Below are 24138 nucleotides of genomic sequence, written 5' to 3' on the forward strand. Positions count from 1 at the left end.
CCAATTCGTAGACTGTGCCCAGGCTGAGCAAGTTGCGGAGGGGTAATGAAAGCGAGGTCAAAGGATGTGTAATTCTGCATTCGCCGAGGACTTCGTGGCGCTCCATCCCGGCGAGTGTACTGGATATTGCAACCTGGATTTCACGCCTAATCCCATCTTTGATACCGCGCGTTGAAAGGTGCTGGATTTGCCATGATGACCCCCACATCCCAAGGCGAAATCACAACCAATCACCCGGTCATTTTGCCGATCATGGCGCCTCGACTGCAGGCGGACGCGCATCCCGATGGGTATCTTGATCTCGCTCTTTGGGGAAGCGGTCGTCTTGGTCGCATACGTTTTTCCAAGCTTGCCGGACCTTACGTTTACGGTCCAAACAGGGTCACCGTCGCAGCAGGCGGCATTTTCGTCGCCCAGTCAAAACCCATCCTTCTGATCCGCAATGCCCGCCTGGAAGGAATCCATCCGGCTCGTCGGGGTGCTTGGTGGCATGAGATTGACAAGGATAGTCCGAAGCCCAAGCTCATCAAACGCAATAATCGCCGTATCGTCGTGACCGGTTGGGGTGCGATGATCGTCGAGGTTGGCGACGGAGATGTCCGCGTCGCGGCCGGGGCCACTGAAGGGGAGGCGGAAGCCGCATTTAGCCTTGCGAGCGACGCTATCGTGGCAGAAGCGGCGAATTATGTCGCCCGGTGCGACCTTGCGCCAAAGGCCGATCCCGTGATGCGCAGCATGGTGATGCAGGGCACACATGCCGCGCTTTCTAGCATTCGGTTAGACGAGAATGGCGTGTTTGCCGGCCTGGCTGCAGGTCAGGCCTACAGTGCTCCCGCCCGCACCTATTATCGCGATGGCTACTGGACGATGCAAATGCTGCTGAAGCTGGCCCCAGAAGCCGTACGCGATGAAATTCGGCTTTTGGCCAACGGGATCCAGCCCGACGGGGAGGCGCCGAGCGGCGTGATATTGACGGGACCGGCGCAATCGCGCGCCTGGCAGAACTTCGTTCTCGATGCCAAACGAAATCCGGAGAAATATCGTGGTAAGGCTGCTCCGGAGCATCACAATCGTCCGGGCGATTGGTGGAGCGATCATTTTGACAGCCCGCTTTTCTTCATCCTCTTTCTCGTCGATTATGTGGACGCCACAGGGGATGTGGCGGAAGCCGTGCGTCATTGGCCGCTTGTGACCGCCATCGTTGAACGATACCTGGCTCTTGCTGGCCCCGGCAGCGTACTGCCGCTGAAGCCGCGAAACGACAGGGATTGGGCGGACAATGTCTATCGGGAAGGTCTCGTCTCCTACAATCTCGGCCTTTTTGTCGGCGCGCTGGATGCGGTGGCTAAACTGGGAGCCGGGCATGATGCCGCATTGGCGCAGAAAGCATGCGAGATAGCGGCCTCCGCTCGTGCCGAAATCGAGGACAGGCTTTTCGTCCCGAGCAGAAACGGTTACGCCGATTTCGTCACTCCTGATGGATTTGTCGAGGATCATCTCGTGCTCGACAGTCTGACACTCTCCCGTTATGGGGCGATTTCGCAAACGCGCGCGATTGGTCTCCTGAAGGCGATGGAAGGGGCTCTGGAGGCTCGAAACAATACGAAACAGCCCTATGGGGATTGGGGCGTCCTTTGCGCGTTTCCACCATTTAAACGGGCAAGTGATGTAAGATCGAAGACCGCGTTCCCCTTTCGCTATCACAATGGATCGGATTGGCCCTATTGGGATGGCGTCTATGCGGAAGAAAGAATACGCCACGGTCTCAGTGGAGCGCGTTATGCGCTTATACGCTGGTGGGAAACCTGCTTAGCCAACGGTTGGGCAGGTGCGGTCGAATATTTCTCGCCGCCCTACGGACGCGGTTCCCTGCTGCAGGGATGGAGTGCGATGCCGGCGGCTGTTGTTCTTAAATATGGCCTAGAGGCTGCGAACGCGGAGAACAGGTAATGAGCGGATGCCGGCAAGATTTGCGTTCAGATTGCCGGCTTGTCCAATCTCATGACGAAGGCAAGGTGATCGCCATGGCGGAGTTCTTCGAAGCCGAGATGCCTGTAAAAGCCCTTGGCACGTTCGTTTGCAGGACTGACGCCAAGATGGACCGCGGGTACGCCATGGCTCGAGAGCTTGTCGAGCATGGTCTCGATCATGAGCCGTCCCCATCCACCCGATTGGGCTTCGGGCAGAATATTGATGTGAAGATGCGCGGGATAGGTCTCTTCAAGGCCCGGCGTGCCGCTGTGAGGATTGGCTATTCGCTCCAGAACATCGGCGTCTTTTTCGGTGCTGGGTATCAGATCGGCGATCTCGCGGCGGACAGGCGGCCACCAATCTCTGCCGAGCGCTTTGTCAAAGCTGGCGGTATCCGGCGTGCCGACAACATAGCCGACGACCCGGTCGTGCCTGGCAAGAACGAACGCGAACTCTGGGGCGAATTTGAGATAAGGCACCGCCCATACATAACCGGGAAGGCGCGGATTGCTGTAAAGTGCGCTCGCGTCGGCTCCGGCGTCAGCCGTCACCAGGCAAATGTGAAAGAGGGCGTCAACGTCGTCCTCGGTGGCCGGGCGGATGAAATAATCGTCGATCTTAGGAGGCATCGCACCATCGATTTGCTGGCCGCTGCACGGCGAGGACTGACATCAGGCAGCGGTAAAACTGGGAAGGTTGAGGAACTGCATTTGCGGGATGAAAGCCCGCTGATCTTTTGAAAAGGATAAGGAAATTCATCAGGCCAGTAAAGGCCCGATGAGGCAAGACATTCGGCTCGTCTCAGCAGGACCGGCCGGTTGGAAACGATAGGAACTGCCAATACGCAGCTAGAGGGAACCAATCAATGTTTAGCGATTTCATCTCCATCAACATGGCATCCATTCTGAAGAAGGCAGGAATTTTGGCGGGCGTCACGTTCGTCGGGCTCGGCATGTCGACGGCCGTCTTTGCCGAGACGCTTACCGTCTGGGACGACCATGACTCGGAGTCGCGGGCTGCCGTGATGACTGAGCTTAACGCCAACTTCCAGAAGGCACATCCAGAGGTTAAGCTCGACCATACCGTGCGCGACTTCCAGGATCTCAATCTTACGCTCAAGCTTGCGGTTTCATCCGGCGATGGTCCAGTAGTGACCAAGGTCAACCAGGGCGCCGGCGACATGGGCGCGATGGTGAAGGAAAACCTTCTCGTTCCTGTCGATACTTATCTCAAGAAATATGGCTGGGATAAAAACCAGTCCGATAGTCTGCTTGCGCGTGACCGCTGGTCGAGCAAGGGTGAGTTCGGTGTCGGCGAGACCTACGGTATCTCGTCGCTCGCCGAAATCGTCGGCCTTTATTATAATGAAAAGGTCTTGAAAGCCGCCGGAGTCGAGCTGCCGATCAAGAACTTCGACGATTTCCTTGCAGCCTTGGATAAGGTCAAGGCGGCAGGTACCCCACCGCTGACGATCGGCACGGCCAAGGGCCATCTGGCGCTCCATATGCTGGCTGGGATCAGCCAGGCGCATATCGATGCGTCCGATCGAAAGGCGCTTGATGACCTGATCTACGGTCGCGGCGGAACCTGGAATACGCCTGGCAATCTGGAATCGGTGAGACTTGCTCAGAAATGGGCAACAAACGGCTATTTCTCCGATGGTTACCAGGGCATCTCGGGTGATGATGCCGTTCAGCTTTTTGTCGCTGGCCAAGGGGCCTTTCTGATTTCTGGAACCTGGTATTTCGGCGATATGCAGAACAATCCGGATATTCATTTCATGCCGATCCCGGCACCCGCCGGCATCAAGCATCCGCTTTCGGTTGGCGGCGTCGACCTTGCCTGGGCGATCACCAGCCTGGCCAAGAGCGACAAAATGAAGGATCTCGCCGGCGAATACATCAATTACATGGTCTCCAAGGACGCATCCGTGACCTGGGCTCGCGCCGGCTACCTGCCTGCGACCCCGGTTCCGGAAGATGCCGGGGTCAACGCTTCCCCGCTTCTGAAAGAGGGCATCGCGATCTGGAAATCGTTGAACGATGACAATGCACTCGGGCATTATCCCGATTGGGCGAGCCCCACCATGCTCAAGACGTTTGATGAAAATACGCCTCTGCTGTTTGCGAACAAACAAACGCCTGAAGAGCTGATCGCCAAGCTCGATGCCGATTATGCCGCCTACATGAAGAGCAAGTGATTGCCAGGTACAGCAATCTCGCTGCTGCTCCATTTGATGAGAAGCAGCGGCGGGAGACTTCGCGACGTCAATCCTGATCACGGCCAGAGCGGCGTCAGTCGACCCCTGGCATATCTATGAGACGATGCATGAAACGCTCACCACTTGATGCCAACGCCGGCAGAAATCTCGTTTATATTCTCCCTGGTTTGCTGGTTTATTTTGCTCTGGTCTTGGGCCCCATTATTGCAGCAATCGGCATCAGCTTCACCGAATGGAATGGGATCGGTTCGCCCAATTGGATCGGCTTCGGCAATTATGCGAAATTGCTTTCGGATGAGACTTTCTATGTCGCATTGAAAAACAATGCGCTTTTCATGGTGTTTTACTGCGTCATCCCGATTGTCGTGGGCCTGTCGCTTGCTGCATTGGTCTGGTCGCTCAGGCAGCGGGAGCAGTTCGCGCTGCGCACATTTCTTTTTTTGCCCTATATCATGCCGACCGCCGTTCTGGGGATCATCTGGCACTGGCTCTACAATCCCGCCTTTGGCCCCATCAATCAAGCGTTAAAACTGGCTGGCCTGGGTTCGATCGCTTTACCCTGGCTTGGCGATTTCACCTTTGTCCTACCGGCCGTGGGTATCGTCGCCAGCTGGTACTTCTTCGGTTTCTGCATGGTTCTCTTTCTTTCCGGTATCCAGCGGATCGACCCTTCGCTGTTTGAAGCGGCGAAGGTCGACGGCGCTTCAGGAAGCAGGATTTTTTTCTTCATAACGCTGCCGCTCCTACTGCCGGAAATACGTATCGCACTGCTTCTCACCATCATTGCTTCCATCAAGAGCTTTGACTTAATCTTCACGATGACCAGAGGTGGTCCGGCCAATGCGACCGTCGTCCCCAATATTTATATGTATGAACTTGGCTTCCAATTGAATCGGTATGGCTATGCCTCGGCCGTCGCCATCATCGGTGCAATTCTGGTCTTCGCAATCAATTATGCCGTTCATCGGCTGGTGCGGCCAGTGAAGGAGGGGAGTGCATCGTGAGTCGAAATTCTCATGGTATAGGTGCCGTATTGCCGTCACGCATCATTCTGTGGCTGTTTGCGGTCCTGACAGTTATTCCTTTCGCGCTTCTGATACTAACGTCTCTGAAGAGCCGTGCCGATCTTATCCAAGGCGCATTCGTTTTGCCTGCCTATCCGCATTTCGAGAATTATGCGAATGCTTGGATCGAAGGTCACTTTAACGTCTATTTCCTCAATTCGGTTCTGATCGTTTTCCCTGTGGTTATCGCCAGCATCATACTCGGGACATTGATGGGATTCAGTTTCGCGTTCCTGGGCTTTCCCTTCAGACGAACTATTTTCGTTCTCTTGACCATCGGCATGATGGTGCCGACCGAAGCCTTCATTATTCCGCTCTATTATGAGATGCGATATGTTGGCCTTATCAACACCTATGCGGCGTTGATCCTTCCGCAAATTGCCATGTCGCTGCCCTTTGCGACCATGTTCATGGCAAGTGCGATGCAGCAGTTACCGTCGGAGATCATAGAAGCGGCAGTTCTCGATGGAGCATCCAGACGATATATTCTTTCGAAAGTCATTGTACCCTTGATGCTGCCGTCGATGTCCACGCTGGCATTGTTCCTGTTCATCTGGACATGGAACGAGTTTCTTATTCCACTTGTTCTGGTCAATGACGATAACTACCGGACTCTGCCAATTGGCATGTTGTTTTTTCAGGGACGCTATACGGTCAATACACCTGTGTTAACGGCGGGTGCTGTCATCGTCATCGGACCGCTCATTCTTGCCTATATGATATTCCAGCGGAAGCTCATCACGGGACTCACGGCTGGAGCGACGAAGTAAATCGCGTTGATCCCGATTGAAGAGATCGGTCGCGCCCCCGCGCCATGAAGCAATGGGAATCTTCTTTCGCCGATCATCGCGCCATTTCCGCGCGAATGCGGCCATGCAATTATTGGATAACCCAATCGCTTTGCCGGTTGAGATGGCACGCAAATCCGGTTATCTGCCTGTCCGTCCAATTTGCGAACAGTAAGGTCCTGGCCGTATGGCTCCCAATTTCCTCGTCACCCATTCCGGCGGCTTCCATGCCGACGAAGTATTGTCCAGCGTCATTCTCACGCGGCTTTTCCCCGATGCGCGGCTGGTTCGCAGCAGGGCGCAGGAATGGATCACGCCCGGCGCCGATCGCATCGTCTACGATGTCGGCGGCGCTTATGACGCGGCTGTCGGAATATTCGATCATCACCAGCGCGGCGCGCCGCGGCGCGACGATGGTCAGCCCTTCAGTTCGTTCGGGTTGATCTGGAAACATTTCGGTCGCGACTACCTGACAGCCCTCTTGGTCCCGAGCAGTTTTGTCGAGACCATGCATGCTGCCTTCGATACCGGCTTCGTCTTGCCGATCGACTTGGTCGACAACGGTGCGCTCGGCCCGGATAGTGCCGGCCTGCTGGCTGGATTGACCCTGCCGTCATTGCTCGAAACATTGAAGCCCGTCTTCGACGACGCGGACCCGGGGGCGACCGACCGGGCATTCCATACTGGGGTTGCGATCGCCCGCAATTTCGTCGAAGCGAAGATTGCCGGAATCCATGCGAAACTGCGCGCCGAAACTCTGGTGCTGCAGGCAATTGCGTCCGCCGGCGAGAGCCGCGTTCTCGAGTTGCCGATGGGCATGCCGTTCCGTCCGGCGATCGTCAAGGCAGGTGCCGATCATCTCCTATTCGTGGTCCATCCGCGCGAGGCCGACTGGTGCCTGACGGGAATTCGCCGCGCGGAGGAAGGATTCGAACTGCGAGCCGATCTTCCGGCGGGCTGGGCGGGATTGAGCGGTCGCGACCTGGAAGTGGCGACCGGCATTGAGGGCGCAAGTTTCTGCCACAACGGCCGCTTTATCGCCGCCGCCAAAACGCGGGAAGCGGCGCTCGCTCTCGCCAGGTTGGCGGTGAAGGACGCAGAGCAAAGAGCCGATTGACAGTAGGCTTGAGGGCAGGCGCAATCGCCGTTTCACGGTGCAGCTCCGGGTTGAGCATTGAGCGGATCGCCATACGAAAGCCACTCATTTTGCAACCAGGACCGGATTGCCCCTGAATTCGCGCGCTGTCCAGATCGACTGAAAATACTTCCGGCTGAAATTATTTGGGGATGATCCCGCGCCACCGTTGCTCCCATGAGCATGCATTGGCACGATCACGACACCAAAAAGGAGGCTTGTCATGCGCTTATCCGCCCCGCCGATGTCGAAAGAACGACTTGCGCAGTTGCTCGCTGGTTTTTTGCCGGATACCAAGCAGCAAGGGGGCCAAACCGGTATGCGGAGCCAGGGCGGTGGAAAAGTGATATGTGAGGAAGGCTCGCCCGGCGGAACTAATTCGCAGTAGTTTAAGATCGCGGTCGAAGCGTTGGTAGGGAAACGTGCGGACGCGGCAGAAAGGGCGCATCGAGTGATAGTCAACAGCCTGGCTCATCCCGGTAGACCGTAAACCGCGGCGGGCTGGCTCACACCCTTCAGCGTGAAGATCCCGAGCCGTTCAAATCCGTCTTGGACTTTCGAAGCGAATAGTTCGGAGGCCAACACGTTGCGTTCGACCGTATCGCAGAGCTTTTCCATCCGGGCCGCCTCGTTAACAGCTCTGCCGATTGCCGTGAAATCAAGTCTGCGGGCAGCTCCGACGTTTCCGTAGAATACGTCTCCGATATGCAGAACTATATCGACGAGGAGCTGGGGTTCCTCGGAAACCACGCGTGCCCGGTTTACCGCTGCATTCGCCTCGATCGCCATCTTCGCCGCGGAAAGGGCCCTTTCACACGCGTTGGCCGGATCTTCAATATCGGTCGGGAAGATTGCAAGCAGGCTATCGCCCATGAATTTGAGGATCTCGCCGCCGAATTGCTCGACAGGCCCGCCGATCGCATCAAAATGCTCGTTCAGCCAACCGACAATACGCTCTGGCGGAAAACGTTCGTTTAGCGCCGTGAAATTCTTCAGGTCCGCAAGCAGGATGGCGGCATGGATGGCATCACCATTGCCGCGCCGTGTCTGGCCGCTGAGAATGCGCCCGCTCGTGCGGGATCCGGTATAAACGGCGAGCATGTCGGTCGCCACACGCATCGCCGCGATGCGGCAGCAGGCGAGGGCGAGAGCCGGTAGAAATTCATCCAGGGCGGCAATCTGGCGGTCGGAGAACCCCTCCGGGTTATCGACAGCCAATGAGAAGCCGATGCCGCCCAGCGCGGTTCCCCCGGGAAACCGGGCAAGTTTCACCAGGTAATCGGTTGCCCCAAGATCGGAGAGTTCGTTTAGCAGCGGGAACCCGGCTGCATCACTGCCGGGCGGCAGTCTCCAGCGCCCAACATCGAGGTCTCGTGAAAGAAGATATGAAATAGGCGAGCGGCGAAACATCGCGTCTCCGGCTTCGCCGTGCTCTTGTATTTCGAGAGAGATGCCCGATGACCGCGACCAGGAAATCGAAGAGCCTCTTTGAAGTGGATCGATGGATGGCATGGCTATGGACGTCCTAACGAGTAGATAGCCCAGCCTGGTCAGCCGTTCTGAAACTCCGGTCAGGATCTCCTCGATGCTGTCGCTGGTCAGGCCCATGGCTATGATCCAGTCGACCAATTCCCGCGTCTGCGTCACTTCGCAAGCTCCTCCGAACGGCAACGTTTGAGCAGATCATCGATCAAGTTTGGTGCTCGGTCCAAATCAATGCGGCAGCCTAGCATGGAAACTGGCGAAAGTACCTTGTGTGCGCACGACCAGGGTGGCGAGCCATGAACAAGATCCGGCAATAGGCACGCGGATGCAGGTAATCATCGAAGTGCGGGATGCCGCCGAAGAGCAGCCGGGGGAGGTGCAATCCCTCGTCATATCAGTGAAATGCCGGCGGCCAGAAACAAGTGTGGCAAAGTGGCGACACATGCTGGTGACCAGGCAAAAAGCCGTAATTTCCTAAAAATAGTCCATAGTTTTCTAAAATACCGCCGCCTCGAATGCAGCCATGCTCGGCGTGGTAACCATTCGGTGCGCTATGGACATTCAATTCTCAGGTTTTGAAATTTTTGCTCCGAAAATCGCGGTGGCCCGGACTGCCCCGCAACGGCCATATGCCAGCCATCCGACCGATTGGGAACTCGATCATCTCTATGCCCGCCGCACCCTCGCGGGGACGAAGCTCCCTTCCGATCACACGCATGTTGCACTGCATCCCGCTCCGAAGGCCACGCAACCCAGGGTCACGGATATCGGAGCAGATCGAAAGCCAAGCATCTGGATGGGACGCGTATATCAAGAATTGCGAAATTTCGACGACGCCGCAGGCGTGGATGCCGACCCAAGCGTGAAGCGCTTTGCCCGGTTTCCAGCATGCCGGCAACGCCAGGGGCAGCCAGGATCAGATCCGACGAGACTTGCATCCGATGATGGATTTTCGCCGCAGGCATGACATGTGCCTGAGGCATCGATCATCCATGACTTGTGTGTAGTGCCATACAGCCAGCCTTAGGAATTCGGCAAGGCCGATGCTTCAATTGATCGGGAGAGTCGCATGAACACTGAAAAGATCATTATCTTTGACACCACTTTGCGTGACGGCGAGCAAAGCCCCGGCATCAACCTCGACGCCGGCGAAAAGGTCGAGATCGCGCTTATGCTCGAAGGGCTGAAGGTCGACGTGATCGAGGCTGGCTTTGCCGTCTCGAGTTCAGGCGAGTTCGAGGCGATCAAGGCCGTGGCGCGTGTCGTGAAGGACAGCACGATTTGCAGCCTGAGCCGCGCGGTCGAGCGCGACATCGATCTGACGGCGGAGGCTGTTTCCGGTGCGGCGTCGTCCCGTATCCATATCGTGCTGGCGACCTCGCCTATTCATATGAAATACAAGTTGCAAATGACACCGGAAAACGTGCTCGAGCATGCCGTTCGCGCCGTGACCCACGCCCGACGCTATTCCGAGGATATCGAGTTTTCCTGCGAGGATGCGAGCCGGTCGGAGCCGGAGTTTCTTGCCCGTTTCGTGGAACAGGTGATTGGAGCCGGTGCGACCACGGTCAGCTTGCCTGATACGGTCGGCTACGCCACGCCTTATGAATACGGCAAGCTATTCACCTATCTGCGCAATGTCGTACCGAATGCTGACAAGGCGGTGTTCTCCGCGCATTGTCACAATGATCTCGGCATGGCTGTTTCCAACTCGCTCGAAGCGACCCGGCAGGGCGCGCGCCAGATCGAATGCACGATCAACGGCATCGGTGAGCGAGCGGGCAATGCGTCGCTCGAGGAGATCGTCATGGCACTGCATACACGCGAGGATTTTTTCCGATGCCAGACTTCCGTTGAAACCCGTCGATTGACGGCTGCATCCAGGCTCGTCTCGGAAATCACGGGTTTTGTCGTGCAGCCGAACAAAGCGATCGTCGGCAGGAATGCCTTCTCGCATCAGTCTGGCATTCACCAGGATGGCATGCTGAAGAACCCGTTGACCTATCAGATCATGACGGCGGCGGAGGTTGGTGCAGACGAGTACCGGTTGGTGCTCGGAAAGAACTCCGGTCGCAACGGTTTTCGCATGTGCATGCGCTCGCTGGGTGTCGAGTTCGGCTCTGATGCCGATCTCGATCTCGCTTTCTCCCGTTTCAAGGATATCGCCGATCAGAAGGCATCGCTTTGCGATGAGGATCTTCTGGCGACGGTTGCGGGTGTGGAAGCGTTCTCCCGGGAAAAAAGCATCGCATAAATCGGCTGTCGGAGCATGTAATCGGGATCGGCTCGATGCCGGAACCGCGCTTTCTTCGGGCCGACTGGCCCGGGGGACGAACGTCAATACATTGCTGAATTCAGGAAAAGGTCATAGCGGAGAGGCGAGCCAATGACGGTGAATCTTGCAGTCGGAACAGCGAGTGATGTTCAGGTCGTCAAACCGAAAACAGGATATGAATTCCTGATCGAAACGCTTGCGACCTGGCATGTGCGTCATTATGCCGGCGTCACCGGGGGAGGGGTCATCCATTTGCTCAAACATCTCGAGCCGATGGTTTCTCTCCAAGACGGTGCCGAATTTCCGGTTTTCTTCAATATCGGAGAGTATGTCGCCGGCTTCATTCCGTTGGGATACTATCTGGCAAGCGGGAAAATCAGTGCGGCCATTGCGACGACAGGAGCTGCAACGCGGTTGCTGACCTGCGGCCTAAGCGATGCGAAATTGCACAATATTCCCGCGATCTACCTTATTCCGCTCAGCCCGGTAGATACGCGATATCGTGCACCATTGCAGGACACGAGCCCGGACGGTGCCGATGTCGTGGCTCAGCTGATGGCCGAGCTGCCATCAGGCACATTCGTTCTGAACGATCCAGAACGCATCGGAGAACAGCTTGACGAGGCCCGTCAACACCTTGATCAAGGCTCTCCCATCGCACTTCTGATGCCGCCGGAGGCACTTGGAAAGATGGTGCCTGAGCCGGTCCATACGCCTTGGCGTGGTGAGTACGTCCATAAACCGAACAAGATCGATCATGGAGCGCTCGCCCATTTTCTGGCCGAATTCCCGCGGCAATCGGCTGGGCGCCGGGTGATCGTGCTCGCTGGAGAAGAGGCGGCCATGTATCCGTATATGCCCGTCCTCACCACGCGTTTGTGCAAGGTGTTACAGGCACCGATCGTCTGGAGCATAAACGGGGCGAATGCGGTGGCGCGCAAGAATGTCTTCGGTTTCGGCTATCTGGGATTTGGCGGCAACGATCGCGCAATGCAGCTCTGGAGAAGCCTCGGCCCTGACGATATCGTCATTACACTCGGCTTTTGCCCTGACGAATATACCCTTAATTTCTCTGACATACCCGCCCATACGACATGGAATTTCACCAATCTGGCCGCCCCATACGGCAGCGTTGGGGGCGAGTTTCGGCATCGTGTGCGCGGCGAATATTTCGATGTTCGAGGTCCAATCGATCAGGTTCTGAGCGAAGCGATAGGTCGGCTCGAGGGTCTTCAGCTGCCGCGTCCTCCGGCACCGGCTTTCGTGGCTGATCTCAATGATCGCGAGATCATGCCGCCACGCGCCGGGACGATCGATATCGCCCGATTTTATCAGGAGCTCGATCGTCATTGGCGGCCGGGAAGCGTCGCATTCGATGATGTGTGCCTTGCCTACAAAGATCGTCAATATGTCACGCAGCGCCCGCATCCGGACGTCCGCTTCCATTCGCTCTATCGCGGTTCGGCAATGGGCGGAGCATTCGGCGCGGCAATCGGCGCAAAGCTTGCGAAACCGGACGCGGTGGTCTTCGCTTTTACGGGTGATGGCTGCTTCCGCCTGATTGCCGGTTGCCTGGCTGAGGCGCGATCCTTGGGGCTCGTCCTGTTCGTACTGGACAACGGCGCGCTTGGCATCATGGTGCAAGGCCTGCCCGTGGTCATTCCCGACTATTCGTCCGATCGCTACCACAGCGATCTGCACCGCATCGACTTTGGAGCGATGGCGCGCGCGTGCGGTTGGGAGAGCCGCAGGCTGATGCCGGATCTAAGCAACCTGCCTGAGATCATGCGCGAAAGCTACGGCCCCGGTCGCTCATCCATCCTGGTCGAGGTACCCGTCGATGCAGAGCAAGTGGTGGGACAAAATCCGCGGGCCAACAACCTGTAGCGCCACCCGAAGCGGCCGATGCCAGATCAATGCACCAGATCAATGCAATGGTGTCGGAGGCGTCATCTCCATGTCACCGATGACCGTATCGAAATAGTTGTCGGCGATTTCGAGCAGAGCTTCCGCTATGCACTGAGGTTCCGATCCATCTTGCAGGAGATCCTGCACGGCCGCATCGATTGTCCGCTGGAGTTGCTCGTGGCATTGCCGCTTCGATTGATCTGCAAAACCGATCAGCCATTGCTTACCTGGCATGACGATGCTCTCCTCCATGACGACAGACGTCCATATTTATCGACAAGGTATAGCGGAGGTGAGCGCAGGCAACCGCTGCAACGCTATTTTTCAAGCCAAATGCCATCATTTGCTCGCCGGTACGAATAAGTAATTCTCCTATTCCAGGAATGGTTGTAGCGGTTGGGGGCGGCGGCGGCGATGTATACACCCGCAAAGTCACCGCCCTCGCGGTGAGATCACCTCGAAGTGCACGTAAAAAGTCCCGCTGAAAACCATCGCAGCCGGCAATCGTTCCGCTGATTTTGGCGACAAAGCCATCTGCATCAGACTAAAGTCTAGATTATGATAGGACCTAGGACCGAAGACACAATCTTTGGTCCTAATGCCATGGATTGCCCGGACCTTTGCGCCAGTTGTTTCCCGCGAGGGAAGCGGCGGGATATTCGGCCGCTATCGTAGTGCATGCGGAGAGATCGATGAATATGAACGGCGCCCGTGAAAGCGGCATCCCAGCCCCGGCATGTGCCGCAGCTTTCGTCGACAGCAGTATCCTCGGGTTCGTTGGCTTCGTCGCCAAAGGTGGCAATGGCTGTGGGAGCTAAGCGAAGTACCACGGTTGCAGTCGTCGTACCGATGTTCAACGCCGAACGAACGATCGGTGCGACCCTTGCCAGCATCTGTCGCCAGACGCATCAGGAGCTCGATATCATCATTGTCGATGATGGTTCTTCGGATCGATCATTCTCGATCGTGGCTGAATATGCGAGGCAGGATCCGCGAATCCGGATCCTTCGGCAGGCCAATAGCGGTGTCGCCGTCGCGCGTAACAATGGTGCGGCTGCGACCGACGCCGAATTTCTCGCATTTATCGATGCCGACGATTTATGGGCTCCGTCAAAGATCGCCCTTCAGTGGCAAGCGCTTGATATGGGCGGGCCGTCGGTTGGATTGGCCTATTGCTGGTATGCGCTCATCGACGAACATAGCCGCGTGTTTTCCCTGCATAACCGGCCAAGCCATGAAGGGCATGTGCTGCAGCGCATGTGCAGAAACAATTTCGTCGGCAACGGCAGTTCGATGCTCATGCGTCGTTCCGCATTCGAAGACGCCGGGCAGTTCGACCCATCCTTAAGGGCACGCAACGCGCAGGGTTGCGAGGATCTTTTGATCTGCCTCAGAATTGCGGAGAATTACGAATTCCGCGTCATACCGCAGCACTTGATCGGCTACCGCATGACGAACACGAACATGTCGAGCGACGTGAGGCGGATGCTCTCTTCATGCGAAATCGTCCTCGCCGAGTATCGTGAAAAATATCCGCAGTATGGCAGCGATCTCGACGCCCATCTGGTCGATATGATCCATTGGCTGGTTGTCAGAGCTTTTGTCAGCGGCCGGCTTTTCGATGGCTGTGATTTGTTGAGGCGATTTCTGGCATTGGAGCCGCGTCTGGCGATTTCGAGCCTGCCGAACATACTGGACGTATATTGCCGCGCCAGGCTGGTTCCCGATTGGCTCAAGGCCCGTTTGCGGGGGTTGCAAAGAAACGCGGAGTTGCGGCCGCTCTATATGGAGACGATCCCGTGAGGCCGGGCAGTTCGTTCCTCCCGCGGCTGCAACGGCTCTTCCGCCTGGCGGAGGCGCCTGCCTGGGCAGGACCGACCATCATCGGGCTCGGCCTGGCCGCCGCGGTTCTCGAGGGGACAGGCCTCTTTCTCTTCATTCCCCTCATTCAGAGTCTCGGCGCCGTAGCGGCGCAGCAGGGAGAATGGCAAGGAATTTTCGACCGGCTGCTCGCGCCCGTTCCACAGAGCCATTTGACGGCATTCCTGGTGGGCGTGCTTTGCGTCAGCATTCTTCTGAAGAATGCCGTCCATCTCGTCAATATCTGGGTGACCCGGTACATCGATGGTCTCGTTGCGCATCGGCTAAGAGCAAGGGTCTTTGATCAGACGATAAGCTCGTGCATCGACTACAGGGTGGAAAACAAGCGCTCCGATATCATCACGACGATCGCCAACAACACCTGGAAAGTCAGTCAGGCCCTAAGCCTTGCTTATCGTTTGATGATCTGCTTCTGCACCTTCGCCGTCTTCATGTTGCTGATGCTGCTGATTTCCGTCCGGCTGACCTTCTTCTCGATGATATTCCTGCTCATGGGCGCCATGGCCATTCGCCTGGCCACGCGGCGCGCGGACGAGACTGGCAAGGCCGTCGTCGAGGAAAACAAGCAGTTCGGCTTGAGGATGTGGGAGAGCATCAACGCGCTACAATTGATCCGCGCTTTCGCCCAGGAAGACTATGAACGCAATCGCTTCCGGAAGACTTCCGACAATGTGCGGCGGCGCCTTCTGAAGCTCGATATGCTGTGGGCGACACCGGGACCTGTCTCGGAAATCTCTATTACAATCCTGATCGGCGCGCTCGTCCTCGTCGCTCAATCGGTGGGCCTGGGCATCGCGGCGCTCGCCGCGTTTCTGTCGCTGCTATATCGCCTGCAAGGCCCAACGCGGGAGTTGCTGCAATCGAAGATCGCGCTCGACGGCCTCGCCGGCAGCATCGACGATGTCGATGACTTCCTCCGCACAACGGAGAAGCCTTTTCTCTCGCAGGGGCACGTGCAGGCGCCCGCCTTCGAGAAGGCTGTCGAATTCCGCAATGTCTCCTTCCGTTACGCAGATGGCCAACCGCTTGCGCTGGAGGATGTCTCCTTCAGCATTCCCGCCGGCAAAACCACGGCGATCGTGGGCGAATCGGGGGCCGGCAAGTCCACAGTGATGGCGCTGCTCTTTCGCTTCATGGATCCGACATCCGGTGCGATCGTGGCAGACGGTATGCCCCTTTCCGAATTCGATCTTCGCAGCTGGCGCAAGCGCCTGTCTCTGATGTCGCAGGAGGTCCGTCTCTTCAACGACACGATTGCAGCCAACATCGCCTATGGTGATCTGGCGGCCGGGCCGGCTGAGATCCGCAAGGCTGCCGAAATCGCCAAGGCGGACGATTTCATCCGCCTGCTTCCGGATGGCTACGAGACACGGATCGGCGATCAGGGAATGCGCCTGTCGGGCGGGCAAAGGCAGCGCGTTGCGCTCGCGCGAACGATCCTTCGAAATCCCGATATTCTGCTCCTGGATGAGGCGACGAACGCGCTCGACGCCGAAACCGAACAGGCGTTTCAGCTGGCGCTCGACGCGTACTCACACAACCGCACCGTTGTCGTGATCGCTCACCGGCTTTCGACCGTTCTGGCCGCCGATCAGATCATCGTTATGACAAAGGGTCGGGTGGTCGAGGCCGGTTCGCCGGATGAGCTCTTCAAACGGCAGGGACATTTTTCCAGGCTCCACGAATTTCAGCATGGCCGTCGCAGCGGACGGGAGTTGGGTGATGAGTTACAAGCTTATTGATATCGAGTTGTCGGAGCCCCTGGGGCCAATCGAACTCTCGGCTGAGCAGACCGGTATCGGCTTGATTGCACGATGGCAGGGCCGGCTGATCGCATTCGAAATGTTCGAGTTGTCCGCCGGCTCCGTGCTGTCGGCCGAGAGCCTGAAAGCCCTTGCCGATGAGCGATTTGCAGAACGTATCCTCGTTGCAAAGCTGGAGGAGGAGCTGAGGGCGCGTTTACCGGCGAACGAGACGACGCTACCCAGTCTCAGCATCGCCATCTGCAGCAAGGATCGTGCACAGCGTCTTTCCCGGTTGCTGCGCTCGCTCGATGCGGTTCGGCATGAATCTCCCTTCCAGTTCGTCGAAATCATCGTGGTCGACAATGCCTCGGTGGATGCGGCCACGCGTGAAACCGTCGAGAGTTTCCGCGATATCCGCTACGTTTTCGAACCGAAGGCCGGGCTGGATTTCGCCCGAAATGCCGCCCTTCACGCGGCCTGGGGTGATATCATCGCCTATCTGGACGATGATGTCGTGGTGGACCGCAATTGGCTTGCAGGCCTTGCCAAGGCGTGCCGCGACAACCCTGGCGTCGGCGGTTTCACCGGCCTCGTGCTGCCGTTTCGTCTCGACACCGAGGCACAGATCTTTTTCGAGCGACGTGGAGGGTTCGGCCGCGGCTTTGCGCGACGGGAGTTTCACAAGGCGCGTTTCGACAATCCGCTTCATCCCGTCGGTGCCGGCATTCTCGGCGCCGGCTGCAACATGGCCTTCGACCGCGCATTGCTGATGGAGCTCGGCGGTTTCGACGAGGCGCTCGATACGGGAGCGCCGCTGCCCGGAGGCGGGGATCTCGATATCTTTTACCGCGTCCTGCGCTCCGGACGCCCGATGATCTATGAGCCGGAATATGCGGTTTATCACGAGCACCGCGAAACAATTCCGCAGCTCAGGCGGCAATACTGGACCTGGGGTCTCGGCATGATGGCCTTTCTCGTCAAGAGCTATCGCACCGACAGCGTGATGCGCGCACGCCATCGCGCCATGGTCCGCTGGTGGTTCTTCGACCAGTTGAAGGCGCTTGCCCGCGCTGCGAGGCGGCTGCGCGGCCATGAGCTGCGGTTCGGTATCGCGGAGCTTTGGGGCGGGATCTACGGCCTTGCCGGTGAATACGATCGCTCGCGCGCCCGTATCAGGTCGATCAGGGAGCGCAACTCATGACGACAGAACGTTTTGAGGTGAGGCATGTGGATCTTGCGGCCGCGGATATCGGTAGCGCTCGCGCGCCCGCATTGTCGATCTTCTGGTGGAAGGACCTGCCGCTCGGGGCACGGGCATCCCTGGAGGACGAGCTACCTTACGGAGCCTCCCAATTGCGCCAGCTTGCTGCCGAACATGCGGCCGCACAGCTCCAAGCGCGCAGCATCGGGCTGGGTGCACCCCTGCGTGCCACCTATGAAGGACAGCCCAAGCCCGCGCTCTCGCTGGAGGCCGCGATTGAATCGGAGAATCTGGTAGAGACGCTCGATGCGATCGCAATTCCATCCTCGGCTTCGGCGCAGGATGTCTCCGTGATCGTCTGCACCCGCGATCGCGGTCCGGCGCTGAGCAAATGCCTGGTCAGCCTTGCGGCGCAACGCAGCGCTCCGGGCGAGGTCGTCATCGTCGACAACTCCGAAGACGGGAACGCTAGGGACATCTGCGGGCAATTTCCTGATTTTCGCTATGTCCACGAGCCTCATGCCGGTCTAAGCCGAGCCCGGAACACCGGGATTCAAACGAGCCAGTTTGATATCGTCGCTTTCACCGATGACGACGTGGAAGCCCATCCGGGCTGGACCGCGGAGATCGCGCGTGCCTTTGCGGAACGGAATGTCATCGAGGCGTTTACCGGTCTCGTGCTGCCTGCGCGTCTCGATACGGCGGCACAATGCTCCTTTCAGTTCACCATGGGCGGCTTCGGCTCGACCTTCGTGCCGCTCACCTTCGACAGGCGTTTCTTCGAGGAGACGCGGCCGAGCGGAGCGCATGTCTGGAAGATCGGCGCCGGCGCCAACATGGCCTTTCGACGCTCCGTATTCGAGCGCGTTGGCCTCTTCGACGAACGTCTTGGCGCGGGGGCGGCGGGATGCTCTGAAGATTCGGAGCTTTGGTACCGGCTGCTGGCGGCCGGCGGCGTATGCCTCTATGAACCCCGGGCTGTAGTCTTCCACCACCATCGCAGCGACTGGCCGGGCCTCAAGCGGCAGATCAAAGCCTATATGAAGGGCCACGTTGCGGCCCTTGTGACGCAATACGACAATTTCGGCGATCACGGAAACATCGTGCGTATCGGCAAGCAGCTGCCGGTCTATTTTGCCAAGACCTTCGTCAAGGCGCTTTTCGAAGGGCCTCCGGGCAGGCTCGGCATTTTGGCGGCCGAAGTAGAGGGCTGGCTCGCCGGCCTGCAGTTTCTCCTGCGCTTCGGTTGGAGAATGCGGCGAACCCAGATGGGGACCGCTGCTACGGCTGAAAAAGGAATATCGCGATGATCAAGAAAGCGGCGCTTGGCCAGTTTCTGTCCGGAAACCCTTATCCGAACGGCTTGACGGATGGCCTGTTCTATCGCGAGAAGATGCGCGCCATCCATCGGGTGGCCCCTGCGGAAACCGGAGGAAGAGGGCGGGTGCTGGAAATCGGCGGCGGCCGTAGCGGCCTTGCCAGCATCCTCTATCCGCAGGCCGAAATCGTCACGCTCGACATCGATCCGGAGCTGGCCGACCATCAGCCCTCCTGGGCGAAATCGACCTTCATTTGCGGCGACGCCTGCTCGCTGCCAATGGATGACGATAGTTTCGATATCGTCACCATGTTCGACGTGCTGGAGCATATCGAGGACGACCGCCGCGCCGCGCAGGAGGCGTTGCGGGTGGTACGGCCGGGTGGATATGTCCTGATCTCCACTCCTGAGATCAACTGGCATTATCCCTATTTCAGCGTCATGAAACGCCATTGTCCGCATGAAAGCGAACTGATGCGCGAATGGGGCCATGTCAGGCGGGGATACCGGGACCCGGAACTCGCCTCCCTTTTCGACAGACGCCCGGAACGGCGCGCCACCTTCATCAATGCCGCCACAGCGTTTTTCCACGACGTTTCGTTTTCTCGCATCGGACGCCGTCGCCGCAAGGTCCTCTATGCGCTGGCCGCGCCCGTGACCTTCCTCGGTTACTTGATGCACCGGCCATCCACGCGTGGCACTGAGACCGCCTTTGCCTGGCGCAAATGAGAGGTGACCAGACGTCAAAGGTGATCGCGCTTTTCCCATGGGGAGACGTGATCGAAGAATTTCTCGATCCGATCGGGCTTGAACTTCAGGATTTCGTCGAGCGGATGACGGGAGGCTGGCTGTTCGGCTTTGCGAAAGCACTGAGTTCGGCTGGCCACAAACCGATCATCGTCTGTGCGTCGGAGCGAGTGAACAGGATTGAGTGCTATGAGCATCTCGGCACGGGCACGCCGATCTGGATCGCGCCGGCAAAGCGGCCACGCCAGGGCCATTCCCCTGCCGCCTACAGCCTGCGGCGCTGGTCTGCAACGCCGCTTTCAACCTTCCGCGAGATCCTTTGCCGCTCCAAATGCGATCTGCTGCTTGCCCAGGAGTATGAATATACGCGCTTCGATGCGCTGGCATGGCTGGCGCGGCGTTTGAACCTTCCTCTCTACGCCACCTTTCAGGGAGGGGATCGCACGCTGTCCTGGATCGAGGCTCTCGCAAGACAGCTTTCACTGCGCGCCTGCCGCGGCCTGATCGTCGCGTCTTCCGCAGAGCGTGAGCGTCTTGCCAGGGCCTATCCGCGCATTGCTGTCGATATCGCGAATATCCCCAATCCACTGGATACGCAGGAATGGCAAGCCACGGATCGCAGCGAGGCGCGAGCAAATCTTGGCCTGCCGCAGGATTGTTTCATCGTCCTCAATCACGGGCGCATCGATATCCGCCGCAAGGGGCTTGATGTGCTGCTGAAAGCCTGGGAGCACTTCGGCGGTGCTTCCACGTGCCGATTGGTGATCATCGGATCGGGCCAGGACGATGACGCTTTCGCAAAGCTCGTTCGCGAAAGCGAATTGGCGAACGTGCAATGGTTGTCCGGTTACATGACGGACCGAACCTTGGTCCGCCGCTGGTTATCGGCCGCGGACGTCTATGTCACAGCCTCGCGCATCGAGGGTATGCCGGTCGCGCCATTGGAAGCCATGGCTTGCGGCCTTCCCGTCATCGCTTCGGATGCACAGGGCCTGCCGGACATTCTCGTCGATGGCGAGGCCTCGGGCGGCCTGATGGTTGCGCAGGAACAGCCGGAGGAAATTGCGCGGGCGTTGGCGAGATTGAAAGATGATGGAGTTCTTCGCGCACGACTGGGTGCCGCCGCCCGACGGCGGGTTACGGAGAAATTTTCGATCGAAGCAGTTGGCGCCGCTCTCGATGAGTTTCTGACAACGACACGCAAGTAAGGATCACATCCGGCGGCGATACCACGCGAGCGCCGTCTCGATAATCCTGTCGATACTGGAATGCCTGGGCACCCATCCAAGCTCGCGCCCGGCTTTATTGGCCGCAGCGACGAGAGCCGGTGGGTCGCCCGCTCTACGGGGGCCATAGGTAACGGGAAGCCTGCGTCCGGAAATTCGGCTGACAGCATCGACCAATTCCTTAACGGTCGTTCCGTTGCCGGTGCCGAGGTTGTAGATGTGTACTCCCTCATCCCGCAATAGCTTCTCTCCACCAAGGACGTGAGCCTGCGCGAGATCGCTGACGTGGATGTAGTCGCGGATGGCCGTTCCGTCACGCGTGTCGAAATCGGTGCCGTTGATGGTGAAGGTTCGGCCCGATCTGATCGCCGCTTCTATGGCGAGCGGCACGACATGGGTCTCGGGCTCGTGCCGTTCACCGATCTCGCCATCAGGATCGCAGCCGGCCGCATTGAAATATCGCAGCATCACCGCGTTGAGGCCGCGGGCGCGCGCGAAATCCTCCACCATCCGCTCGATCATGAATTTCGACCATCCATAAGGGTTGATCGGCCATTGCGGATGGGTCTCGTCAATTGGGGTCTGGGTCGGGATGCCATAGGATGCGCAGGTGCTTGAAAAGATCAGCCGGTTGATGCCTGCCTTGAGCATTTCCTCGATGAGAACCAGCGTCCCGAATGTGTTGTTCCGATAGTAGAGCTCGGGAAACTCGACGGATTCGCCGACATAGGCATAGGCCGCAAAATGAGCGACCACATCCGGGCGGTATTGGCGCAACGTTGCCGCGACTGTCTCGGCGTCGGCAATGTCGCCCTCGACCAGCGGTCCCCATTTCACGGCGTCACGCCAGCCGCGGGAGAGATTGTCGTAGGTCACAACCGACCATCCGGCCTCGGCGAAGGCCTTGCAGCAATGCGATCCGATATAGCCGGCTCCGCCAGTGACAAGGACCGTTCTCATTCGGCAGCGATCGCGTGCGAACGGCCAGACGAAAGCAGTTCCTCAAAATAAGCGATCGTTTTGCCAAGCCCGGCTTTCAGCTGAACCTTGGGCTTCCAGCCGAGTTCGCGCGATGCGACCCCGATATCCGGCTGGCGTTGCCTGGGATCATCGGCGGGCAGGGGGAGGTATTTTATCGCCGAGCGGCTTCCGGTCAGTTCTATCGTGAGATTGGCAAGTTCCAGCATCGTAAACTCCGCCGGATTGCCGAGATTGATCGGGCCTGTGATCTCGTCCTTTGTTCCCATGAGGCGAACCAGGCCGTCGATAAGATCGTCGACATAGCAGAACGAGCGCGTCTGCTGACCGCTGCCATAAACCGTTATCGGCTTATTCTGCAGCGCCTGCACGATGAAGTTGGAGACGACCCGGCCGTCATCGGGGCGCATCCTTGGACCATAGGTATTGAAGATGCGCGCCACCTTGATCTTGAGCTGGTGCTGACGCCAGTAATCGAAGAACAGGGTCTCGGCGCAGCGCTTGCCCTCGTCGTAACAGGAGCGCGGGCCTATCGGGTTCACCCGGCCCCAATAATCTTCCTGTTGAGGATGGATCTCTGGATCTCCATAGACTTCGGAGGTCGATGCCTGGAGGATCTTGGCGCCGACCCGTTTGGCGAGGCCGAGCATGTTGATCGCGCCGTGGACGCTGGTCTTGGTCGTCTGCACCGGATCGAACTGATAGTGAACCGGGCTCGCCGGACAGGCGAGATTGTAGATCTCGTCAACCTCTACATAGAGGGGGAAGGTAATGTCGTGGCGGACGATTTCGAAAGATCTGTTGCCGAGCAGATGCGAGACGTTGCTTTTCCGTCCTGTAAAAAAATTATCTACGCAGATAACCTCGTGTTTTTCCCGCAAAAGCCGTTCGCATAGGAAGGAGCCGAGAAAACCTGCGCCGCCGGTAACCAGGATTCGCTTTGTTTGCTGCATGACGGTCATCTCGCCACTGGCGGCGTGATATTGCCGCTGTCGGAAACCATGTCGGATGCCGGTGCTGGGATGCCGCTTTCAAGGACGCCGCTGATGTTCATCGACCTTCTCCGCATGCATTACGACAGCGGCCGCGTATCCGACCGCTTCTATCGCCAGAAACAACTGGCGCAAAGGCCGGGGCAATCCATGGCGTTAGGACCAAAGATTGCATCTTCAGGCCTAGGTCCTGTCATGGATCGGACTTTAGTCTGACGGAGGCCAAAAGTCTTCCTGAGGACATCATGGTCGGCATCGTCTCTTGGCTTCCAATGACCGATTGATCGGCTTTGGATTGGCTGACATAGTGCCGCCGCTATCCGACCTACTACGCAAAGACCCATCAATGACAGAATCCGCCGCTCATTCCTTTTCACCCGTTTCCGCTCGCCCCTTGGCGAAGATCAGCTTGAAATGGGGCATGGTCGAGGAGCCGTCGCTTTCCATCCTGGAGAAATTCCAGCTCCTGCGGGATCTCGGTTATGACGGGGTCGAGCTCGATGCGCCCAATGACCTGCCGCTCGACGAAGTTCTGAATGCCCGCGACAAGACCGGGCTCGCTATCCCCGGCCTCGTCAATGCCGTGCACTGGAAGCGTCCGCTGACGGATCCCGATCCATCGGCGCGCCAGGCCTGTGTCGATTCGATGGTCAAGGCTCTGCATGATGCAAAGCTCTATGGCGCGACGACGGTGCTGCTCGTTCCCGGCGTCGTCAATGCGGGCACCAGTTACAAGACCGCTTACGCGAGAGCCGGAGAGGAAATCGTCAGGATCCTGCCCGCTGCGGAAGAGAGCGGTGTATCGATCGCACTCGAAAATGTGTGGAACGACTTTCTTCTGAGCCCGCTTGAGGCGGCGAATTTTATCGATCACTTCAACCATCCCAGGCTCGGCTGGTATTTCGATGTCGGCAATGTGCTCCGCTACGGCCGGCCGACGGATTGGATCGAGGCACTCGGCAAGCGCATACTGAAGATCGACATCAAGGAATACAGCCTTGAAAAGATGAACAGCGAAGGCCCGTGGAAGGGCTTCGATGTCGAGCTGGGCGAGGGCGACTGCGATTGGGCTGCGGTCAATAAGGCTCTCACTGATGTCGGTTACTCCGGCTGGGCCTCCATCGAGGTGCCGGGAGGCGACCGACAGCGCCTCGCCGATTTGAAGAAGCGCGTCGATCGGATCGCCGCGCTCTAATGGCTGGA

20 protein-coding genes are annotated in these 24138 nt (G+C 58.2%); 15 read left to right on the top strand and 5 right to left on the bottom strand.

Annotated features, from left to right (window positions below):
* Positions 1–192 precede the first annotated feature (192 nt).
* Entirely contained in the window at positions 193–1950 is a 1758-nt protein-coding gene (locus PH558_RS27880) for a glucosidase family protein (RefSeq protein ID WP_285207790.1), read from the top strand.
* 26 nt (positions 1951–1976) lie between these two features.
* On the opposite strand, the gene PH558_RS27885 is transcribed toward PH558_RS27880, so the two are convergent.
* The gene (locus tag PH558_RS27885; protein WP_095438344.1) at positions 1977–2600 is read right to left on the bottom strand and encodes a GNAT family N-acetyltransferase; all 624 of its coding nucleotides are present in this window, start codon (positions 2598–2600) and stop codon (positions 1977–1979) included.
* A 236-nt stretch (positions 2601–2836) separates the two neighbouring features.
* On the opposite strand from PH558_RS27885, the gene PH558_RS27890 reads away from it, so the two are divergent.
* The 4 genes from PH558_RS27890 (at position 2837) to PH558_RS27905 (ending at position 7161) form a co-directional block, all read left to right on the top strand.
* The gene (locus PH558_RS27890; RefSeq protein WP_285207791.1) at positions 2837–4171 is read left to right on the top strand and encodes an extracellular solute-binding protein; all 1335 of its coding nucleotides are present in this window, start codon (positions 2837–2839) and stop codon (positions 4169–4171) included.
* Positions 4172–4299: 128 nt separating this feature from the next.
* Positions 4300–5196 carry a carbohydrate ABC transporter permease gene (locus PH558_RS27895; RefSeq protein ID WP_285207792.1) on the top strand — a complete coding sequence of 299 codons (897 nt, stop codon included), beginning with the start codon at positions 4300–4302 and terminating at the stop codon, positions 5194–5196.
* On the top strand, positions 5193–6026 hold the full coding sequence (locus PH558_RS27900; RefSeq protein ID WP_095438341.1) for a carbohydrate ABC transporter permease: 834 nt from the start codon (positions 5193–5195) through the stop codon (positions 6024–6026). The genes PH558_RS27895 and PH558_RS27900 overlap by 4 nt, the downstream gene beginning before the upstream one ends.
* A gap of 205 nt (positions 6027–6231) precedes the next feature.
* On the top strand, positions 6232–7161 hold the full coding sequence (locus PH558_RS27905) for an MYG1 family protein (protein WP_285207793.1): 930 nt from the start codon (positions 6232–6234) through the stop codon (positions 7159–7161).
* 489 nt (positions 7162–7650) lie between these two features.
* On the opposite strand, the gene PH558_RS27910 is transcribed toward PH558_RS27905, so the two are convergent.
* Positions 7651–8826 (bottom strand): adenylate/guanylate cyclase domain-containing protein, encoded by a 1176-nt coding sequence (locus PH558_RS27910; RefSeq protein ID WP_095438339.1) that lies wholly within the window; start codon positions 8824–8826, stop codon positions 7651–7653.
* A gap of 361 nt (positions 8827–9187) precedes the next feature.
* Here PH558_RS27910 and PH558_RS27915 point away from each other — a divergent pair, with 361 nt between their 5' ends.
* The 3 genes from PH558_RS27915 to PH558_RS27925 all read left to right on the top strand — a co-directional run bounded on the left by PH558_RS27915 (position 9188) and on the right by PH558_RS27925 (position 12826).
* Positions 9188–9631, top strand: coding sequence for a hypothetical protein (locus PH558_RS27915; protein WP_285207794.1), 444 nt, complete (start codon positions 9188–9190; stop codon positions 9629–9631).
* A gap of 102 nt (positions 9632–9733) precedes the next feature.
* Positions 9734–10918, top strand: a complete 1185-nt coding sequence (locus PH558_RS27920) for a 2-isopropylmalate synthase (protein WP_285207795.1) — start codon at positions 9734–9736, stop codon at positions 10916–10918.
* Between the two features lie 132 nt (positions 10919–11050).
* Positions 11051–12826 carry a thiamine pyrophosphate-dependent enzyme gene (locus PH558_RS27925; protein WP_285207796.1) on the top strand — a complete coding sequence of 592 codons (1776 nt, stop codon included), beginning with the start codon at positions 11051–11053 and terminating at the stop codon, positions 12824–12826.
* A 39-nt stretch (positions 12827–12865) separates the two neighbouring features.
* Here the strand turns inward: PH558_RS27925 and PH558_RS27930 are convergent, their stop codons facing one another.
* Positions 12866–13081 carry a hypothetical protein gene (locus tag PH558_RS27930; RefSeq protein ID WP_146214429.1) on the bottom strand — a complete coding sequence of 72 codons (216 nt, stop codon included), beginning with the start codon at positions 13079–13081 and terminating at the stop codon, positions 12866–12868.
* 567 nt (positions 13082–13648) lie between these two features.
* Here PH558_RS27930 and PH558_RS27935 point away from each other — a divergent pair.
* From PH558_RS27935 to PH558_RS27960, 6 genes are read left to right on the top strand one after another with little or no spacing between them, the layout of a single operon-like run.
* Positions 13649–14650: a glycosyltransferase family 2 protein gene (locus PH558_RS27935; protein WP_285207797.1), complete on the top strand. Its 1002-nt coding sequence runs from the start codon at positions 13649–13651 to the stop codon at positions 14648–14650.
* Entirely contained in the window at positions 14647–16470 is a 1824-nt protein-coding gene (locus PH558_RS27940; RefSeq protein WP_285207798.1) for an ABC transporter ATP-binding protein, read from the top strand. Before PH558_RS27935 ends, PH558_RS27940 begins: the two co-directional genes overlap by 4 nt.
* The gene (locus PH558_RS27945; protein WP_285207799.1) at positions 16451–17674 is read left to right on the top strand and encodes a glycosyltransferase family 2 protein; all 1224 of its coding nucleotides are present in this window, start codon (positions 16451–16453) and stop codon (positions 17672–17674) included. The genes PH558_RS27940 and PH558_RS27945 overlap by 20 nt, the downstream gene beginning before the upstream one ends.
* Positions 17671–18984: a glycosyltransferase family 2 protein gene (locus tag PH558_RS27950; RefSeq protein ID WP_285207800.1), complete on the top strand. Its 1314-nt coding sequence runs from the start codon at positions 17671–17673 to the stop codon at positions 18982–18984. The genes PH558_RS27945 and PH558_RS27950 overlap by 4 nt, the downstream gene beginning before the upstream one ends.
* Complete coding sequence (locus PH558_RS27955) at positions 18981–19721, top strand: class I SAM-dependent methyltransferase (RefSeq protein WP_285207801.1); 741 nt, start codon at positions 18981–18983, stop codon at positions 19719–19721. Before PH558_RS27950 ends, PH558_RS27955 begins: the two co-directional genes overlap by 4 nt.
* A gap of 20 nt (positions 19722–19741) precedes the next feature.
* On the top strand, positions 19742–20947 hold the full coding sequence (locus PH558_RS27960; RefSeq protein WP_285207802.1) for a glycosyltransferase family 4 protein: 1206 nt from the start codon (positions 19742–19744) through the stop codon (positions 20945–20947).
* A 3-nt stretch (positions 20948–20950) separates the two neighbouring features.
* Here the strand turns inward: PH558_RS27960 and galE are convergent, their stop codons facing one another.
* Both galE and PH558_RS27970 read right to left on the bottom strand, forming a co-directional pair.
* Positions 20951–21925 carry a UDP-glucose 4-epimerase GalE gene (gene galE / locus PH558_RS27965; RefSeq protein WP_285207803.1) on the bottom strand — a complete coding sequence of 325 codons (975 nt, stop codon included), beginning with the start codon at positions 21923–21925 and terminating at the stop codon, positions 20951–20953.
* A complete protein-coding gene (locus tag PH558_RS27970) occupies positions 21922–22896 on the bottom strand; it encodes a UDP-glucuronic acid decarboxylase family protein (RefSeq protein WP_285207804.1) in 975 nt (324 codons plus the stop codon). Before PH558_RS27970 ends, galE begins: the two co-directional genes overlap by 4 nt.
* A gap of 385 nt (positions 22897–23281) precedes the next feature.
* Here PH558_RS27970 and PH558_RS27975 point away from each other — a divergent pair, with 385 nt between their 5' ends.
* Positions 23282–24130, top strand: coding sequence for a sugar phosphate isomerase/epimerase family protein (locus PH558_RS27975; protein ID WP_285207805.1), 849 nt, complete (start codon positions 23282–23284; stop codon positions 24128–24130).
* Positions 24131–24138 lie beyond the last annotated feature (8 nt).

Source organism: Rhizobium pantanalense (assembly GCF_030182525.1).
GTDB lineage: Bacteria > Pseudomonadota > Alphaproteobacteria > Rhizobiales > Rhizobiaceae > Rhizobium.

What these genes read in the sequence shown, in the direction of transcription:
- PH558_RS27915 (WP_285207794.1), top strand. Translation starts at nt 9,188, where the DNA reads ATGCTCGGCGTGGTAACCATTCGGTGCGCTATGGACATTCAATTCTCA.
- PH558_RS27950 (WP_285207800.1), top strand. Translation starts at nt 17,671, where the DNA reads ATGACGACAGAACGTTTTGAGGTGAGGCATGTGGATCTTGCGGCCGCG.
- PH558_RS27970 (WP_285207804.1), bottom strand. Translation starts at nt 22,896, where the DNA reads ATGCAGCAAACAAAGCGAATCCTGGTTACCGGCGGCGCAGGTTTTCTC.
- PH558_RS27935 (WP_285207797.1), top strand. Translation starts at nt 13,649, where the DNA reads ATGGCTGTGGGAGCTAAGCGAAGTACCACGGTTGCAGTCGTCGTACCG.
- PH558_RS27905 (WP_285207793.1), top strand. Translation starts at nt 6,232, where the DNA reads ATGGCTCCCAATTTCCTCGTCACCCATTCCGGCGGCTTCCATGCCGAC.
- PH558_RS27955 (WP_285207801.1), top strand. Translation starts at nt 18,981, where the DNA reads ATGATCAAGAAAGCGGCGCTTGGCCAGTTTCTGTCCGGAAACCCTTAT.
- PH558_RS27925 (WP_285207796.1), top strand. Translation starts at nt 11,051, where the DNA reads ATGACGGTGAATCTTGCAGTCGGAACAGCGAGTGATGTTCAGGTCGTC.
- PH558_RS27880 (WP_285207790.1), top strand. Translation starts at nt 193, where the DNA reads ATGATGACCCCCACATCCCAAGGCGAAATCACAACCAATCACCCGGTC.
- PH558_RS27895 (WP_285207792.1), top strand. Translation starts at nt 4,300, where the DNA reads ATGAAACGCTCACCACTTGATGCCAACGCCGGCAGAAATCTCGTTTAT.
- PH558_RS27930 (WP_146214429.1), bottom strand. Translation starts at nt 13,081, where the DNA reads ATGCCAGGTAAGCAATGGCTGATCGGTTTTGCAGATCAATCGAAGCGG.
- PH558_RS27975 (WP_285207805.1), top strand. Translation starts at nt 23,282, where the DNA reads ATGACAGAATCCGCCGCTCATTCCTTTTCACCCGTTTCCGCTCGCCCC.
- galE (WP_285207803.1), bottom strand. Translation starts at nt 21,925, where the DNA reads ATGAGAACGGTCCTTGTCACTGGCGGAGCCGGCTATATCGGATCGCAT.
- PH558_RS27920 (WP_285207795.1), top strand. Translation starts at nt 9,734, where the DNA reads ATGAACACTGAAAAGATCATTATCTTTGACACCACTTTGCGTGACGGC.
- PH558_RS27885 (WP_095438344.1), bottom strand. Translation starts at nt 2,600, where the DNA reads ATGCCTCCTAAGATCGACGATTATTTCATCCGCCCGGCCACCGAGGAC.
- PH558_RS27890 (WP_285207791.1), top strand. Translation starts at nt 2,837, where the DNA reads ATGTTTAGCGATTTCATCTCCATCAACATGGCATCCATTCTGAAGAAG.
- PH558_RS27945 (WP_285207799.1), top strand. Translation starts at nt 16,451, where the DNA reads ATGAGTTACAAGCTTATTGATATCGAGTTGTCGGAGCCCCTGGGGCCA.